This window comes from Amycolatopsis sp. NPDC059027 (assembly GCF_042739735.1).
In the GTDB taxonomy this organism is placed as follows: Bacteria; Actinomycetota; Actinomycetes; order Mycobacteriales; family Pseudonocardiaceae; genus Amycolatopsis.
Genome location: NZ_JBHYIK010000056.1, coordinates 19,128 through 36,571 on the forward strand (window position 1 = coordinate 19,128; position 17,444 = coordinate 36,571).

General features: G+C 70.1%; 10 protein-coding genes. All 10 read right to left on the reverse strand.

Annotated elements, in window-relative coordinates:
- Positions 1–6: 6 nt before the first annotated feature.
- The 10 genes from ACFWY9_RS32050 to ACFWY9_RS32095 all read right to left on the reverse strand — a co-directional run bounded on the left by ACFWY9_RS32050 (position 7) and on the right by ACFWY9_RS32095 (position 16,923).
- Entirely contained in the window at positions 7–5,838 is a 5,832-nt protein-coding gene (locus tag ACFWY9_RS32050; protein WP_378340616.1) for an SDR family NAD(P)-dependent oxidoreductase, read from the reverse strand.
- A gap of 213 nt (positions 5,839–6,051) precedes the next feature.
- Complete coding sequence (locus tag ACFWY9_RS32055; RefSeq protein WP_378340617.1) at positions 6,052–7,098, reverse strand: carboxymuconolactone decarboxylase family protein; 1,047 nt, start codon at positions 7,096–7,098, stop codon at positions 6,052–6,054.
- Between the two features lie 162 nt (positions 7,099–7,260).
- On the reverse strand, positions 7,261–8,913 hold the full coding sequence (locus ACFWY9_RS32060; RefSeq protein ID WP_378340618.1) for a GMC family oxidoreductase N-terminal domain-containing protein: 1,653 nt from the start codon (positions 8,911–8,913) through the stop codon (positions 7,261–7,263).
- Entirely contained in the window at positions 8,910–9,476 is a 567-nt protein-coding gene (locus tag ACFWY9_RS32065; protein ID WP_378329986.1) for a DUF5987 family protein, read from the reverse strand. The genes ACFWY9_RS32060 and ACFWY9_RS32065 overlap by 4 nt, the downstream gene beginning before the upstream one ends.
- A 55-nt stretch (positions 9,477–9,531) precedes the next feature.
- Complete coding sequence (locus ACFWY9_RS32070; protein WP_378329987.1) at positions 9,532–10,917, reverse strand: cytochrome P450; 1,386 nt, start codon at positions 10,915–10,917, stop codon at positions 9,532–9,534.
- The gene (locus tag ACFWY9_RS32075) at positions 10,914–11,897 is read right to left on the reverse strand and encodes an enediyne biosynthesis protein (protein WP_378329988.1); all 984 of its coding nucleotides are present in this window, start codon (positions 11,895–11,897) and stop codon (positions 10,914–10,916) included. The genes ACFWY9_RS32070 and ACFWY9_RS32075 overlap by 4 nt, the downstream gene beginning before the upstream one ends.
- Before the next feature lie 5 nt (positions 11,898–11,902).
- Positions 11,903–13,876, reverse strand: coding sequence for a CRTAC1 family protein (locus tag ACFWY9_RS32080; protein ID WP_378329989.1), 1,974 nt, complete (start codon positions 13,874–13,876; stop codon positions 11,903–11,905).
- Complete coding sequence (locus ACFWY9_RS32085) at positions 13,873–14,853, reverse strand: DUF1702 family protein (protein WP_378329990.1); 981 nt, start codon at positions 14,851–14,853, stop codon at positions 13,873–13,875. Before ACFWY9_RS32085 ends, ACFWY9_RS32080 begins: the two co-directional genes overlap by 4 nt.
- Positions 14,854–14,989: 136 nt before the next feature.
- Positions 14,990–15,985 carry a DUF1702 family protein gene (locus ACFWY9_RS32090; protein ID WP_378329991.1) on the reverse strand — a complete coding sequence of 332 codons (996 nt, stop codon included), beginning with the start codon at positions 15,983–15,985 and terminating at the stop codon, positions 14,990–14,992.
- Between the two features lie 26 nt (positions 15,986–16,011).
- Positions 16,012–16,923, reverse strand: coding sequence for a helix-turn-helix transcriptional regulator (locus ACFWY9_RS32095; protein WP_378329992.1), 912 nt, complete (start codon positions 16,921–16,923; stop codon positions 16,012–16,014).
- Positions 16,924–17,444: the final 521 nt, after the last annotated feature.

Sequence of the window (17,444 nt, forward strand, 5' to 3'; positions counted from 1 at the left end):
GCCCGTTCACTCCTCACCCTGGAGGACCGCGAAGACCACGGGGTCCGTCCGGTCGTTGATCGTGGTGGCCCAGGTGGCGATGCGGAACTGCCCGGACGCCAGCAGCGCCCAGCCGTCGGCCTCGACCCGGCGCACGGTCAGCGCCTGGGTCATGTCGCCGGTCTTGCGCACGCATTCCAGCGCGCTCCAGACCCGGGTGTTCGCCACCGTGGCCGGCTCGCCCGCGTCCGCCGCGAGCAGCTGCCCGACGGCGAGCAGTTCCTCGCCGAGCAGGCCCGCCCAGTCCTCTTCGGTGCGTTCGACAGCGGTCTCGATGTCGCAGGCGACCTGCCCACTCCCGGCGACCACCAGGGTGAGCCGGGACGTGTGCGACGCGGTCACCTCGGCACCGTCGGTTTCCGGCTTCCCGTCCGGGCGGTAGCGCACCTCGACCAGCCGGTCGAACGCGCGGCCCGCGGCCAGCGCGGTCTGCGCCCGCCGCTGCGCGATCGTGGCGACCTCGATGCCCACCGGGTCCGGTTCGAGCACCACCGACCGGCTGCCGCCGAGCATCCGCTCGGCCGCACGCTCCACATAGGACCCGAGCATCGACGGGACCCACGGCCCCGCGCCGTCCCGTTTGCGGACCGCCCGCAGCTTCAATCCTTCCCAGCGCTCGACGAGCGTCCCGTCGGGATTGCGGACGTCGAGGTCGTAGACGTAGCTGTCGCCGTCCTGCTCGCGTTCGCGGGCGTCGAGCAGTACGTATTCGAGATCCTGTGCGCCTGGCTCGGCCAGGTGGAGCTTTTCGATCCCCTGCGGCAGCAACGTCGCGTCGGGGATGCAGCACTGGATCGCGTGCATCATCGCGTCCCTCGTGCCAGGGTCGGCCAGGAGTCGTTGCTGTGGAAGGAAAGGTGCGAACCATGAGACGTCCGAACCGGTCGCGATCTCCGCCACCGCGTGCCGCGCGCTCGCCCGCCGGTAGCCCAGCACCCGCTGGAACCGCTTGCCCTGGAACAGGACCGAGCCGTACAGCTCGGTCACCGGGTCCACCGGGACCGGCGGCAACGCGACGTCACGCGGGACGCGCTCGCCGAGTTCGTCCGGGCGGCAGAACCGCAGCCGGGCCCGGAAGTGATCGGCGCTGAACCCGGTCTCGCCGCTGCGCAGCACGACGTCGACCGTCTCGGCGTCGATCGCGAGCGCGGCCAGCCGGATCGTGGTGGTGCCGGCGGGCGACACGATGATCGGCCGCAGGAACTCGACGTCCTCCAGCACCGGCGTGACCTGGCTGCCGCGCAGGGTCGCCGACGCGACCTGGGTCATCGCCTCCATGCCCAGCACGGCCGGGAACAGCAGGTCCCCGTCGAGCAGATGATCGGCCAGATAAGGATCGCTGCCCGCGGACAGGTCCGCTTCGGTGATCAGCTCGATGCCCGGGTAGTGCACGACGGCGCGGTCGACGAACCGGGTGAGCGGCAGTTCTTCGCTCTCCACCGGCAGCGTCGGCAGTCCCGCGGTGCGGCCGCAGACCACCAGCACCGAAGGCGCGCCGGGATCGCCGAGCACCTGACGCAGGATCGCGATGCCCTCCTCGGTCGGGATCGGCGTGATGCCGTCGCGCATGAGAGCGCTGACCACGCCGAGCTTCTCGCCCATACCGGTGCCGGACCAGACCGACCACTCCAGCGCGATCGCCCGCGCCTTCGGATGTGTCTGTCCGAATCGGACGGTCAGCTCGGTCATCCAGTCGTTCGCGGTGGCGTAGTGCGCCTCGCCGCGGAGACCGGCGCGGCCGATGATGCTGCCGAAGGTGACGAGCAGCTTGACGCGGTCCTGGTCGACCGCGTCGAGCACCGCCCGCAGGCCGCCGATCTTCGGGGCGAGCGTCGTGCGGAAGCTCTCCTCGGTCAGGCTGAACAACGCGGCGGGCTCGTTGCGTCCCGCTCCGTGCAGGACCGCGGTGACCGGGCCCAGGTCCGCCTGCACGGCGGCGACCGCGGCGGCCACCTGCTCGGCCGAGGTGACGTCGGCGCGTTCGTACCGGTAGGTGATGCCCGCCGAAGCCATCCGCTGCAGGTTCTCCGCCAGTTCGGTGTCCTCGGCGGGGTCGCTGCGGCCCAGCAGAGCCAGTTTCGCGCCGGAGTCCTTGGCCAGTGCCAGCGCGCTTTCGGCGGTGATGCCCTTGCCGCCGCCGGTGACGAGCAGGACGTCGGTCGTGTCGAGCGGCTCCGGGATCGGGCCGACCGGCGCGGGCGGCAGGGCGCCGAGTTTCGGCACCGTGCGCGTCCACTGCTCGTCGTACCGGGCCTCGGTGAAGTCGTCGGTCGCGGCGACCTCCAGCAGCACGGTCTGCACCGCCTCGTCGATGCCGGCCGGGTCGGCCGGCGAGGGCTCGGCGAGGTCGACGATCGTGGTGCGGGCCGACGGGTCTTCGAGCCGCAGCGTCTTCGCGAGCCCGGACGCGCCGAGTCCGTGCTGCACCACGACGAACCGCGTGCCGTTCGGCGCGGCCATGACCGCGCGGCCCGCGTCGAGGAACAGGCCGACGTTCGACGCGTCACAGTCCGCCGGCAGGCACAGCAGGACACCGTCGCCGAGACCGGCACCGGCCAGTGCCGCGCGCAGCGGCTCGGCCAGCGAGTGGCCCGGGGTCGAGAAGACCTGCCAGTCGGCGGCCGCGAATCCCGGGGTGAGATCGGGATTCGGCCGCAGCGCGGGCACGTAGTCGACCGAGAACGGCCGGACCCACGGGCCGACACCGGGAACCTCGGCCGCGCTGTTGGCGTCTTCGAGCTTGGCGGTCTGCGCCAGCTCGTCGATCATCTCGGCGAGGTCGCCGAGGCACACCGTCGCGAAGTTCGGCATGCCCTCCAGCGCGGGACGGCCCAGTGCCCGGGTGACGTCGTTGACCAGCTGCCCCACGGTGATCGAGGACAGGTGCAGGTCGTCGAGCGGATGGGTGTCCGCGGTGACGGTCTCCAGCGGCAGCTCGACGCGCTCGGCGGCCAGCTTCCGCAGCAGGTCGAGCGTCGTGCTCCCACTGCTCTCGGCCGCGACGCCCTCGGCCGCGGCGGCCTGCTGCTCGCGCTCGGCGGCCAGTTCGCGGGCCAGCTCGGCGTCGATCGCCGGAGCCGCCTCGCACGGGCTGGCCAGGAAGCTGAACTCGCCGTCGATCGGCAGCGGCCGCACGACACGGCCCGCGAACAACGCACCGGTGTCGATCGTGACGCCCAGCGCGTGTGCCGCCGCGGCGACCCGCAGCACCGCGCCCAGCGTCTGGCTGTCGGTGTCGACCGAAAGAACGGGCTTTTCGGGAGCGATTTCCTCGAGCAGTCCGGAAAGGACACGGCCGGGGCCGACCTCGATCACCAGGTCGCTGCGTTCGGCCACCTTCGCGGCGGCCTCGCGGAAACGCACCGGCAGCACGATCTGGTCACGCAGCAGCTCACGCAGGTTCTCGGCGGCGTGCAGCACGTCACCGGTCACCGTGGAGACCACGGGCCGGTCGAGCCGCGCGAAGTCGAATTCGGCGAGCTGCTCGGTCATCGCTTCGGCGGCGGGCGCGACCAACGGCGAGTGGAACGCGTGCGAGACGTTGATCCGGGTGGCCGTCACGCCTTCGGCGCGGGCGCGGGTGCAGACCCGCTCCACAGCGGCGGCTGGGCCGGAGATCACCGTCTGGCCCGGCGCGTTGTACCCGGCGATCACGACATCCTCGCCCTGGCTGAGTTTTTCGGCACGGCTCGGGCTCGCGGCGAGCCCGGCCATCGCGCCATCGCCCGCGCTCGCCGTGGCCATCACCTTGCCGCGGATCTTGGCCAGCCGCAGCACCTCGTGCTCGTCGAGCGCGCCACCCCAGTGCAGGGCGGTCAGCTCGCCGAGGCTGTGCCCGGCCGCGGTGTCGGCTTCGATGCCGAGATGCCGCAGAACACGCAACGCCGCCAGCGACCCGGTGACGATCCTCGGCTGGGCGATCTCGGTCGCGGCCTGGTCGCCCGCGACGTTCAGGCCCGCGGACCGGTAGATCTCCTCCACACCCGCGAAGCGGCGGCGCAGGGCCCCGACCGCGCCCTTGCCCGACCCCTGTCCGGGGAAGAGGAAGCCGATCCTCGCCGCGCCGGTCCGCGAACCCGCGAAAATCCCTTCGGTGACGGCGAAAACCTCACCGTCCTCTTCGGACACCAGCTCCGCCAGCCGGATCAGCTTGCGCTCGGCGTCCTCGGGGGTGCTCGCGACGATCGCGGCGCGGACGGGCTTGCCGGTCAGCTCGGCCGGCAGGGCGCCCGCGAGGTCGGTCAGCTCGGCCATCGACAACTTCGGCACGAAATCGAGCAGTTCGGTGATCCGCGCCCGCAACGCGTCGAAGTCGGCGGCGTCGAGTAGCAGCAGCTCGGCGTCCTGCCGTCCGGAGACCAGCGCGCGGGTCCGCTCGTCGAGCACCCGCCGCCGCGCGGCGCCCGGCGCCTCGGCGACCGCGATGTGCGAGTTGATCCCGCCGAAGCCCATCGCCGAGACGCCTGCGCGCACCGGCTGTTCCGGTGGCCACAGCCCGGCCTCACCGGGGACGTACATCCGCGCGGAGTCGCCGAGCAGCGACTCGTGCGGTTGGAAATGCCCGGTGCCGGGCGGGATCACCTGGTGGTACACCGCGAGCGTCGCCTTGATCAGCCCGGCAACCCCGGCCGCGGCCTTGGTGTGCCCGATGTTGCCCTTGATCGTGCCCAGCGCGGCGGGCGCGGCGAGCGGGTCGGCGTCCCGGCGGGCGGTGGAGAGCGCCTCGATCTCGGTGGCGTCGCCCAGCGCGGTACCGGTGCCGTGGCCCTCGAAGTACGACACGGTCTCCACGCCGTACCCGGCGCGCTCGTAGGCGCGGCTGATCGCCAGCCGGTGCCCGGCCGCCTCCGGCCGGGTGATGCCGCCCTTGCCGTCGGAGGAAACACCCCAGCCGCTGATCGAGGCGTAGATGCGCTTGCCCTGCGCGACGGCGTCGCTCTCGCGCATCAGGACGAGCATGCCGGAGCCCTCACCGGGCCAGAACCCGTTGGAATCGGCGTCGTAGACCTTCATCTCGGTCTTGGCCAGCGCGCCGGTCTTGGCGAACCCGATGACCTCGAACGGGTCGATCGAGAGGTCGACACCGCCGGCGATGGCGACGTCGAGATCGCCCTGCGCGAGCCCGTTCGCGGCGTTCACGACCGCCAGCAGCGAGGACGAGCACGCACCGTCCACTGTGTACCCGCCGCCGGCGAAGTCGAAGTGGTTGCAGACCCGGCCGGCGATGGTGTTGGCCAGCCCGCCTGCGAGGGTGTCCTCGTTGATCTCCGGGAACGGCGCCTTGTACTGCGCTTCCAGATCACGCAGGAACGTCACGGTCTCGTCGTCGCCCCAGCCACGCTCGGCGAGCGCGGCGGCGACGGTGCGGCGCACGTACGGCCAGCGCAGCCGCATGATGTTCGCCCGGGAGAACTCGCCGGTGAGGCTGTTGCCGATGACCACGCCGGTGGTCTGCTTCGGCATGCCCTCGCCCTCGGCGAACCCGGCGTCGGCCAGTGCCCGCGCCGCGACGTCGAGGGCCAGCCAGTGCGTGGTGTCCGTGGCGCGGAAAGTGCTGCCCGCGACCTTGTACCGGACCCGGTCGAACTCGAAGTCGCGCAGCACCGCGGCCTTCTGCGCGTAAAACCGGTCCGGGGCCTTGGGGTCGGGTGAGTAGTAGTCCTCGCGGTTCATCCGCTCGTCGGGCAGGCGCCGGAACGCCCGGCGCCCGGCCAGCACGTTCTCCCAGAGCTCCGCCAGAGACCGCGCGTCCGGATACCGCAGTCCGATCCCGACAATCGCAATCCGCTCAACGCTCATGCCCACCGCACTCCCATTAGCTCTCAGGCCGTTCGTCGGGCCACCCGGCCCTGCCGCACCTCCGGGCACCGTCCCGCTGTCGTGCCTGCCGAGACGTCACCGGCCCCGGTCCGTTTCGCGCAGTCCGATCAAGCATGAATCCGAGGCCCCCTTCCCGTCTTCTCCCTGTGTGCCGGGCGAATATGTCCGCACGGTCCCGTAATCGGCGCTCCGTCAGGGCATCACCCGGCGAGCCGCGCCGTGACGCGGACGGGACCCCAGTTCGGCGGCGGCGGTGAAACTCGCCCACGCCGTCAGTTCGATCAGGCCTCGATCGCCGAGGCCGGAATCGTGGACGACGTCGGCGTCCACCTGGTATGCCGCCTTCGCCACGAGCAGGGCGAGCCGGGCGGCCGGACGTTCGTCCTCGGGCAGCTCGGCGACCACGGGGTCCAGCCAGGCCCGGCTCAGCCCGGGTGGCCGTCCGTCCCAGACGGCCACCTCGCGCGTCACCAGCCGCCGGACGCCCGGCGGGATCCAGCTCGCCGCCGTGATGATCGTTTCCCCCGCCCTGGCGAAAGCGTCGGCGATGACCGGGTTTTCGTTTGTCCATAGTGGACTATCCACGGCGGACTTCGGCAGCAGTTCGAGCGCTGCGCCCGGCTTCGGGGGCGTCCCAGGTTTGAGGAACCGGCCGAGGACGTCCCGGACTTTCGGCCGCGCCGAGGAGGGAACCGCGGGCGGCAGCGGCGACGGGCCGAGGAAGACGTTCACCATCCGGTTGAGGTAGTGGAAGACGACGGCGACCGCGGTCAGCTCCGCCGCCGTCGACGGAGAGATGCCGTCGGGGAGCGGCCCTTCTCCCCGTGCCCACCGCGCCAGCTCCCGGGTGTCCGTGTCCTCGATCGCGGCGTACTCGCCGCTCTCGATCATGGCGGCCTCGGCGGGTGAGCCCAGCGAGCCGAGCGTCATCCCGTGCACCTCGACGCAGTACGGGCACGCGTTCCCCTCGGACACCGACGTCGCGACGACCTCCTTGGCCACCCGGCTCGCCGCCCCGCCCGCGATCAGCGACTCCCGCAGCATCGCCCACGCGGCGGCCAGCACCGGCGGCGCGGCCGCGTGCAGCGCGACCGGCGGCGCGAGCATCCCGAAGTCCCGCTCGATCTGCCGGTACACCTGCCCGACGAGCCCCTTCGCCCGCCGGGCCCGCACCACCTCGACGTACCGCACCTCCCGCACCGCCCGCCGCAACGCGAGCCGCACCACTCCCGGCGTCATCCCGACCTCCCGTCACCGGCGAACTCACGTGATCAGAAAGCGCACTCACGTGATTGGAGAGCGCACTCGCGTGATCAGACGGAGATCTCGTCCAATCACGCGAGATCTCCGCTCAATCACGCGAGATACGTCTCTGATCACGCGAGATCGCGGTTTCGTGCCTCAGTTGCCTGCGACGAGGCTGAGCTTGCTGACGGCGCGGCGGCCGGTGATGGAGCCGTCGGGGGCCGGGGCGCCGTAGGTGACGTCGACGCCGCGTTCCCGGGCGGCGCGGACGATGCCGGGTACGGCGCGTTCGGCGAGCGCGGCGATGGTCATCGCCGGGTTGACCGTCAGCGCACCCGGCACCGACGCGCTGTCGGTGACGAAAATGCCCGGGTGGTTGCGCAGCTCGTGGTTCGGGTGCAGCGCGGAGGTGTCCGGGTCGTCGCCGATCCGGCACGAGGCCAGCGGGTGCACCGTGTAGGCGCCGACGACGTCGTTGGTCCACGGCGCGACCTTCGCCAGGCCGTCCTTCTCCATGATCTCCTTGCACTCCGCGTCCGCGAGCGCCCAGCCGCGGCGGGTGTTCTCGGTCGGGTCGTAGCGCAGCGCGCCGCGGCCGAGCATCTGCTGCGAGATGCGATAGGCGTTACCGGTGGGCGGCGGAGTGCCGAAGACACCCTCGTTGTCGTCCTCGGTCATCAGGAAGATCGTCAGCCAGGACGCCCACTGCTTGAGCATTTCCTTCTTCTGCACCCCGAACCACCGGGGTTCGTCCCCGTCTGGTACCTGCGCGAGGATCGTGCCCAGCCCCGGCGGGAAGTACAGCTGCTCCAGCGAGTACCGCTCGTACTCGGGAAGCGAACCGTCGAGCTTGTCCCAGTTCGCCACGGTCGGGCCCTTGCCGATGTGGTTGGCCGCGTACCCCAGACCGTCCTCACGGGACAGTCCGAGCACCTCACGCACCTTGTCCTCGTTCAGGATCGCGGTGTTGAGCCGCTCGCCGTTGCCGGAGAAGTATCGGCCGACCGCGTGCGGCATGGTGCCCAGCGTGGCCTCCGAGCGCTGGAGGATCACCGGGGTGGCGCCCGCGCCGGCGGCGATGATGACGATCTTCGCGTCGATCACGCCCGAGCCGGTGTGCACCCGGTAGTCCTCGTCGTCGACGACGGTGAAGTGCACCCGGTAGTCCCCGTCCTCGGTGCGCTCCAGCTTCTGCACCTCGTGCAACGGCCGGATCTTCGCACCGTGCGCGAGCGCCGCTGGCAGGTAGTTCGTCAGCAGCGAGCGTTTGGCGTCGAACTTGCAGCCCGCCATCATGAAGTTGCAGTTGACACAGCGGTCGTTGTCGACGGCGACCGGCGCCGGGTTCGCGGTGCGCCCGGAGTGGTGACACGCCGCCGCCCACAGCCCGCCGGCGTAGGACACGTCGTTCCAGTCCTGTGTGGACACCGGGAGCGATTCGGAAACCCGGTCGTACCAAGGCTCCAGCGCGTCCCGGGAAAGAACCGACGGCCACATCCGGCGGCCGATGCTGCCGTGCCGTTCGAACACGAACCGCGGGGCACGCGGCATCGCGGCGAAGTAGACCACGCTGCCGCCGCCGACGCAGTTGCCGCCGAGCACGCTCATGCCGTCGCCGACGACGAAGTCGAACGCGCGGGTGTAGGACGAGCCGAGCAGGTAGTCGTGTTCGAACTCGTCGGTGGCCAGCCACGGGCCCCGCTCCAGCACGGTGACCTTCGCCCCGCCCGCCGCGAGGTGGTAGGCGGGGATCGAGCCGCCGAAACCGCTGCCGACGATGACGACGTCGGTCTTCTCGATCGCGCTCACGCTGGGCTCCCTGAAGGCGTCGTGTCGGGGTGGACTTCGGCCAGCTTCCGGCCGTAGGAGAACTTTGGGAACCGCCAGAACCCGTCGGCGTCCGGCTCGCGGTAGCCCATCGCCAGCAGGCCGGGGTGCCCCGCGCGGATCGCGTCGGCGGTGTGCAGGTGCGCTGCGCTGTCGTAGGCCATGTTGCTGAACAACGCGAGGCTCACCCAGCCGTCCTTCTCCGGATGTCCCGGGGCGGTCAGCTGCCGCACCAGCGCGGTCCGGTGTTCGAACGGCAGGGCCACGAACGGCGGTACGTCGTCGTCGAGCACCACGCCGTGCTCGCCCGCGTACGTCTTGGCGTGGTCGTTGAGCGACTGGGCCAGGTAGGGCAGCCCGGCGGTCACGCCGGTCGCGTCGGTGTGCAGCAGTTCGAGCGCGCCCGCCTCGACCGCGCCGGGACCCGCCGAGGCCCCGGCGACGGCACGGTCGTCCTCGGACCGCTTCTCCCCCGGCACGATCGTGTCGGCGTAGGCCTCCAGAGTCAGGATCTTGACGCGTTCCTCGTCGGTGGCTGGGGACACCGGCCTACCTCCTCGTCGAAACCGGGCAGCGCCGACGGCACTGTCCATAATGGATTTACGCGGCCAGCGACCGCGTCTGGCTGGTCCTGGCGTGCACGGTCATCGGCAGCCCGCCCCGCACCCGCAGCGAGAGCATCGCCTCCGGGACGACCTCGTAGCCGGGCAGCTTGCGCAGCCGCAGGTCGCGGGAAACCATGGCGAGCACGAACACCGCCTCCAGCACGCCGAGGCTGTTGCCGATACAGAACCGCGGCCCCGCGCCGAACGGGATGTAGGCGTACCGCGGCCTGCCCGCCGGATTGTCCGGATCGAACCGTTCGGGGTCGAACCGTTCCGGATCGGCCCAGTAGCCCGGATGCCGGTGCAGGGTGTAGGGCACCACGACGACGTCGGAGCCCGCCGGGACGTGGTAGCCGCCGATCTCGTCGTCGGCCTGCGCGACACGCGGCAGCAGCCACACCGGCGGGTACAGCCGCATGACCTCCTCGACGACCATCGCGGTGTAGCGCAGCTTCCGCAGATCCTCGTGCGCCGGCAGCCGATCGCCGAGCACCTCGACGGCTTCGGCGTGCAGCCGCTCGCCGACCTCGGGGTGCTCGTCGATCAGGTGGAACGCCCATCCCAGCGTGCTCGCCGTCGTCTCGTGCCCGGCCAGCAGCAGGGTGATCAGCTCGTCCCGCATCCGTTCACGGGCGCCTTCGACGTCGTCACCGGCCGAGGCGATGAGGCGGGACAGCACGTCTTCGCCGCCCTCGACCGGGTTCGCCAGCCGCTGCTCGACCAGTTCGTCGGCGATCCGGCGCAGATCGTCGCGCGCGGTACGGAACCGCAGCTGTTTGGGCAGCGGCGCCCATTCCGGCACCATGCTCAGCGTGACGGCCTCGAACATCGCCTGGTCCTGCACGGCCTCGAAGGAGTGGCCGAGCGTTTCGTACCCGCCGAGTTCCGCGTCGAGCAGCGTCTTGCCGAGCACGCCCAGCGTCAGGCCGGTCATCTCGTGCAGGATCTCGACCGGGCCGTCGTGTGCCGCGAGCCTGCCGACCAGACCGTCCACTTCGGACGCCACGAGCTCCGCCTGGCGCGCGATCCGCTTGGGCTGGAACACCGGCTGGATCGTCCGGCGCTGGGCACGCCAGGTCTCGCCGTCGCTGGTGAGCAGCCCGTCCCCGAGTGCGCGCCGGGCTTCCTGCAGGCCGATTCCCTTGTGGTAGTTGGCACTGTTGTCCGCGAGGACGTGCTTGGCCAGCTCCGGATGGTTCACCAGGTACATCGCCTTCGGCCCGATCGCGATACGGACCACGTCGCCGTACCCGGCCGCCGAGTCCGTCATGAGCGCGAGCCGGTCGGTGAACAACTGCCTGAGCAGCTTGACCGTCTGCCGCCGCGGCGGCCCGGGCGGCGCGGGCAGCGCCGTCCGGGCCGGGTCCTGGTGGTCACTCATGCCGCGATGGCCCCGGTGTCGGGTTTCGTTTCACCGGCAGAACTCGGCAGCTGCGCCAGCTTCGCCTGCTCCGCCTCGAACTTCAGCCGTGCCTTGTTCGAGAAGTGCAGGCCCCACAGGAACAATCCGCGGATCAGGCACACCGCCGCCGTGGCGAGGAACAGCCCGTAGGCGACGTGCACGACCATGAAGAATCCGTACGCCAGCGCCACCCCGGAGCCGAACAGGATCTGCGAAGACGGCTTCGACGGTGACGTACCCGGGTCGGTGACCATGTAGTTCGTGTAGAGCACGAACGCCACGCCGGTCATCATGCCCAGCGCGCCGGGGATCGCGGTGTCGAAGACGAGGCCACGCGCGACGGCCTGCAGCGCGAAGGTGATCAGCCACGCCCCGATCAGCCACATCCGCTGGGTCAGCATCGCGTTGAGCACCGTGCCCGACACGATGATGATGCCCACGATCAGCCAGCCGATCCAGGTGTCGACCTTCTCGGTGAAGTGGTACGGCGGGGCGATGCTCGCCCACGGGAACACCAGCAGGATCACCGTGATGCCGAAGTTCGACGGGTTCATGTAGTGCCGCAGCCTGCCCCGCACCGGCGCCTGCAGGACCCACTTCGCCCCGACGGCCACGGCCACGCCGAACACCATGACCAGCCACTGGTCGTTGACGTAGGTCAGCATGTTCAGCGCGAGCCCGGTGATGTGCGCGGGGAGCAGGAACTCGGCGAGCCCCTTGAACCCGTTGCCCTTGAACCGGACCGGCCGCTTCTGCGCGTTGGCGCCGATGATCTCGAGGCCGATCTCCGTGACATAGGCGGTCGCCAGCGCGATGAACGGGTACAGCCACGGCTGCTCGAAGCCGAGCACGGTGTAGCCGACGATGTTGAACACGGTGATCGAGATGGCGAACCGCCGGAGCGCGGTCACGACCTTGTTGGTGTGCCTCGGCGGCGCCGGGGCCGTTGTCTGGGCCATGACCGTCACATTCCTTCCTGGATGGCCTGGGTACCGAGCTGGAACATGTGGCAGCCGGGCTCCAGCTTCAGATCCTGCTGCCGGAGCTGGCCGGTGCGGTCCCGCCACTGCAGGTGCACGTTCAGCGGGCCGGACACGTTCTCCCCGAGTCCGATGTGGACCTGGTGGCTGCGCCGGCCGGAGTGGCCGCTGCCGCCGTCCACGCGGTCGATGTACTTCCTGCCGTCGGCCGTGGTCACGGTGACCTCGGCGCCGATCGCCGGGCTGCCCGGCGCGGTCAGCGGACCCGCCGACTTCGCCGCGTCGGTGGTCAGTTCCAGCTCCAGGAACTTCCCGGGCTTCGGGCTGACGTTGTGGTAGTACACCGGCGCTTCCCATTGCCGGGCGACGGCGAAGTCGAGCAGACCGGTCCCGTCCGGGTCACCGACCGCGATACCGCGCGTGGGCACCGGGACGGCGAGTCCCAGCTTCGGCGCGAGGTCGACATAGCGACCGCCGGGGCTCTTGGCGAAGAAGTGCAGCGTCTGGTCACCGCCGATGTCGTCACCGGCGCGGACGTTCGGCCACCAGAACGGGTTGGACAGCAGCCCGTCGTGCGCCGTGGCCAGTTCCTGCAGCTGCGGCCACCGGTTGACCTGGCCCTTGACGAACCCGGTCGCCTGGGTGATCACCGCGTCGCCGCTGTTGTTGTAGTCGGCGATCTTGACGTCCCAGCCCCAGCCGGACCACGCGGTGCCCGCCTCGGCGCTGCGATCGGTCCACGGCGCCTCGCCCTTGGCCAGTTTCGCCCGCAGGTCCGCGGTGTCCTTGGCCGTGTTCATGAACTGGAAGTTGCTCTCCTCGATACCCCACGAGGTGGTGATGTTCGAGACGTACATGTCGTACAGGCCGTCGTGGTTCAGGTCACCGAAATCGACGCCCATGCCCTTGAAGGAGTCGTTGCCGAGCACCTTGGACTTCGGATCGGTGATCCCGCGGACCCCGGTGACCTCGGCGAACTCGACGTGTCCGGGCTTGGACTTGTTGTACAGCAGGCGGTCGTGGCCGAAGTCGTTGCCGATGTAGAGCTCGGGCAGCCCGTCACCGTCCACATCGGTCGCGCTCGCCGCGAGCGACCAGCCCATCTGCAGTGCCTCGGGGATGGCCTTGGGCTCGTGGGCGAAGGCCGCCGCCGGCTTCGCACCCGCGGACGCACCGGTGAAGCGGAAGATGTGCTTCCCGCCGCTGTTGGGCGCGTGCGACATCGACTGGTTCATCTGCACACCGCCGTCGGCATCCGGGTCGAGCACGGCGCTGTCGGGGAAGTAGTTCCCGATGAAGATGTCCTGGTGCCCGTCCCCGTCGAAGTCCCCGACGGTGGCCGCGTTGGTGTTCCACTTGGGACCGTTGTACGTGCCGTCCTTGGCGCGGTTTTCGCCCGGCAGCAGCTCGACCGGTTCGTACGCGCTCGCGTCGAACTTCGCGGCGTCCGCCTTGGCCAGGAACAGGACCGGGGTGCGGCCCCAGTAGTAGACCAGCAGATCGGTGCGGCCGTCCTCGTTGAAGTCGCCCGCGACACAACCCATCGGCGCGATGTTCGGGTTCGTCGGCAGCGGGGCCTCGTCCAGCGCGAACGGCGCGTACCGGGGGCCCGACGTCGGCACCGGTGTCACGACCACCTGGTCGCTGCGCGGGTCGACGAGGCACAGGTCCTTGGGTTTGCCCGTGCCCGACAGATCCGCCATCGCGATCCCGGCACCGACCGAGGAGACCCAGGCCCGGATGTGCTCGTAGGTCTTGTTCACCGGCCGGATCGACTGCTGCTTCTTCGCCGCGGGCAGCGCGATCGACATCGGCTGGAAGGCGTACTTCGACGCCATCGTGTCCTGTTCCGAAGCGGAGACGCTGGGCAGCCGGGCGACCATGAACAATCCCAGCACCAGCACCAACGCCACGATGCCCGCCAGCTGCCTGCGCAGCCAGCCCAAGGTCGCGGTCATTCCTCCACACCTCCGTGTGCCAACACTCCGTCGGCGATCTCCTGCCGCCAGGTCTCGAAAGCCGGCAGGTCGCCGTCGACCACCACCGCCGGGCGGACCTCCTGCGTGATCGCTGCCGCGCGGGTGGCGGGCAGCCCGCAGATCGCCTCGGTGGCGACCTCCGTTTCGGGGATGAGCAGACCCGCGCGGACGCGGGCCTCCGCGGCGAACGCGCTGCCCTGTGCGAGCCTGCCGCGGTGCTTGCCCGCGAACTCGGCCAGCTTCCGTAGTTCTTCCGCGTCGACCCCGCACGCGTACGTCGAAGCCAGGCCGACGCCCGCGTACAGATCACCGTGCCGCTCCGGCGCGAACCCGGCGATCGTTTCGGTCACGAGGTCGACGTCGGTGCCGCAGATGAACCACAGCGCCCGCCCGATTCCCTGGTCGATGGCCCGCAGCGCGTACGCGCTCCGTTCCTTGTCCGGCCAGGGGAATCCCTGCTCCTGATACTGCTGCCGCACGTACTTCTCGGTCCTGAAGTAGGCCTGATGGAAGCCGTAGCCGTCGAGGACGAGCCAGCGCAGCAACGGGTCGAAGTCCGACGGCGACGGCCAGCGGAACCGGGGCAGCCGCGCCATCGCCCAGCCGACACCGACGTAGATGATGTAGTTGTGCTTGTCCCCGGGGCCGTCGAGGAAGTCCGTGATGTGCGAACGGCCGCCGCCGGGCAGCCCGTCGAGCATCGCGTAGCCCATTCCCGCGCCCTCGTAGGCGAATCCCCTGAACTGCGCGGGAATGCGCTCCAGCCATTCTTCGGCCTGCCGATACGACCGTGCCTCCACCGCGTGCGCGTACCCGAGGAGGAACTTTTCACCCACCGTCTCCAGCAATTCCTGAGCGGCTGGGCTCTTCTTGTGGAAACCACGCTTGTCCAGCGAGGTCTCCGAGACGTCCGGAGTCAGGATACGGCGCCTGAGCGCGCGCCAACCATTGCCCAACGCACTCTCCCCCTTGCGGGTAGGAAAATCTTCCGTGCATTTCTTTCACTCAGGCTCACATATTTCGTGAAGGCCGGTCTACTTCACCGTTGCCCCGCGGTTCTCCTGCCTTGCCCGGCCACGCCGCGGCGGCGAGTCAGCCCGCCCGGCGCTGGTCGCCCGCGGAGAACTCGGCCCGGATCCGGTCCCGCCACACCTCGTACGGTGGTTCGGGTGCCTCGAAGTCCGATGCCACCTCGGTGCGGTCGGCCAGTACGCGGGCCGCCTCCACGGTGAGGCCGGCGAGTATCCCGGCGGCGGTCATCGTGTGCCTTGGCACGAAAGAGGAGAAGGTCCTCGCCTTCACCGCGAACACGACGCCGAGCGCCAGTTCGTCGTGGTGCGGCCCGGACGCGCGGCGCAGTTCGGCGAGCCCGGCCCGGTCGCACCCGCCCGCGAACGTCGCGGCCAGCCCGATCCCGCTCCACAGGTCCGGGCGCCGCCGCTCGGGAAAACGCTCCGCCGCCTCGGCCACCGCGCGCGGATCACCGCCGTGGATGAACCAGAGCGCGCGGCCGACCCCCTGGTCGAAGGCACGCGGGAAGTAGCCGGGGTGGTCCGCCCACGGATACGGTTCCGGTTCATGCTGCTCGTCCACCCAGCGGCGGGTGTCGAAATAGGCGCGGTCGAAACCGTAGCCGTCCACGGCGAGCCAGCTCATCGTCGGGTGATAGGGAACCCCGGACAGTTCCGGGAGGATGTTCTTCCACAGCGGCCTCGGCAGCCTCGCCATCGCGAACCCGATCCCGATGTAGGTCAGGAAGATGTGTGGTTTTCCCGGTCCTTCGAGCAGTTCGCGGGTTCTGTTCCGGCCGCCGCCGGGCATCGCGTCGAGGATGGTGCACCCCATGGTCGCGCCCTCGTAGGCGAACCCGCGCTGCTCCGGTTCCACCAGCTCCAGCCGTCGCTCCAGTTCCCACAGCGACGCGCCTTCGATGGCCCATTCGAACCCGCACACCACCGCCTGCGGAACAGCCTCGAGCTTCACGGTCGCCGCGGACGGGGTCACCGGGAAGCCACGCTCGGCGAAGCCCACCGAAGCCAGCGACGGCGCGAGCATCTTCTTGCGCAACAAACCGAACAGCGTCGACATGATTCGTCCTTTGTGGATAGTTGAGCTCAGGCGACGGCACGCAGGTACGGCCGCCGGGGCAGGCCCGACCGGCCGGCCAGTGGTGTGGGCCGTTCCGCCAGCGTGACGGCGAAGGGCGGCTCGATGGGCCGCGGCTCGCGCATGGCGAAGGTGGCGCGAACCCGGCCGTGACAGCCGACGGTCACCCGGCTGGCCAGTGTGCCGACCGAGAAGGTCGTACCCGGCGTCCCCGGTGCGTGCGCGGCGACGGCCAGCACGGTCCATTCCCCCTCCGGCACGCCGGGGATCGTCACCTCGCCGGAACCGGCGCCCGCCATCCCGCCGAACGCGACCGGGCTGCTCTGCGGGATGTCGTCGGCGAAGACGCCGACGAGGACGTCGGCGGGCGCGGCCCCCTTCGGCATCTCGATCCTGGCGGTGATCACCCCGGTGCCCACGCGCAGCGACGAGCAGTTGTACCCGGTGTCGCGCAGCGTGTGCAGCGAGGGCAGGCGCTGGAAGTGCGGTGCGACGGCGACGAGCACCTCGCCCACCTCGGGATCGCGGTACTGCGTCGGCGTCATCCCGACGGCCTGGGTGAAGCGGCTCGTGAACGTCCCGACACTGCTGTAGCCGACGCTGCACACGATGTCCGACACCGTCAGCGACGTCGTCAGCAGAAGTCGTTTGGCCTCGAACAGCCGGACCGCGGTCAGGAACCTCCCCGGCGTCACCCCGGTGGCCCGCGCGAACACCCGTGAGAAATGGAACGGGCTGACGAACACCTCCGAGGCCAGATCCGTCAACGTGATCGGCTCGAAGTACCGTGCCTGCATCGACGAGATCGCCTGCAGCACGGGAGGCGGCACCGGGTACGGCGAAGCCGAAGACGCGACGCGGCATTCCGGTTCGTCGGACATCGTCTCGTGCGTCAAGGACGCGACCGCTCGTAGCACCATGAGACCCACCCCGCTTTTCTCTCCTGCTCTTTTCCTGCTGCTCAGCCAAGACGCCACCGATCGCGATGCTGTCGACAAGCGATCGAGAACCGATCGGCCGCACAATTTGGACGTGCGATTCGCAGGGGGAGGACAGGAAGGACGCAGAGGAGAGCCCATGCGAAACGCAGGTCACCGACGGGTATTACGCAGCTGCCGGAAAGCGCTTTCTCCGACTCGGTACCCGCCCGGAGGGCGAAGAGTGACCGCGGCACCGCTTTCGGTGACAACAGCGGCCGCCCGGCCGCCTTTTGGCTTATCGGCCAGGCATACGCCGTCCGCGAACGCGCTCTCCGCACGCCGCGCGCAGACCGGAACAGGCAAGATCCGGCACCGCCGGAGATCCCCGCGAAACACATACGAACACCTGCGGAACACACGTCACCGCTTGTGGTCCGTTCACTGGATCGAGCGATGAGGCTCTGTCACATTCGATGTCAGGACCCCGTTTTCCGCCGTTCGGTACGAGGTCCGCACTGGGG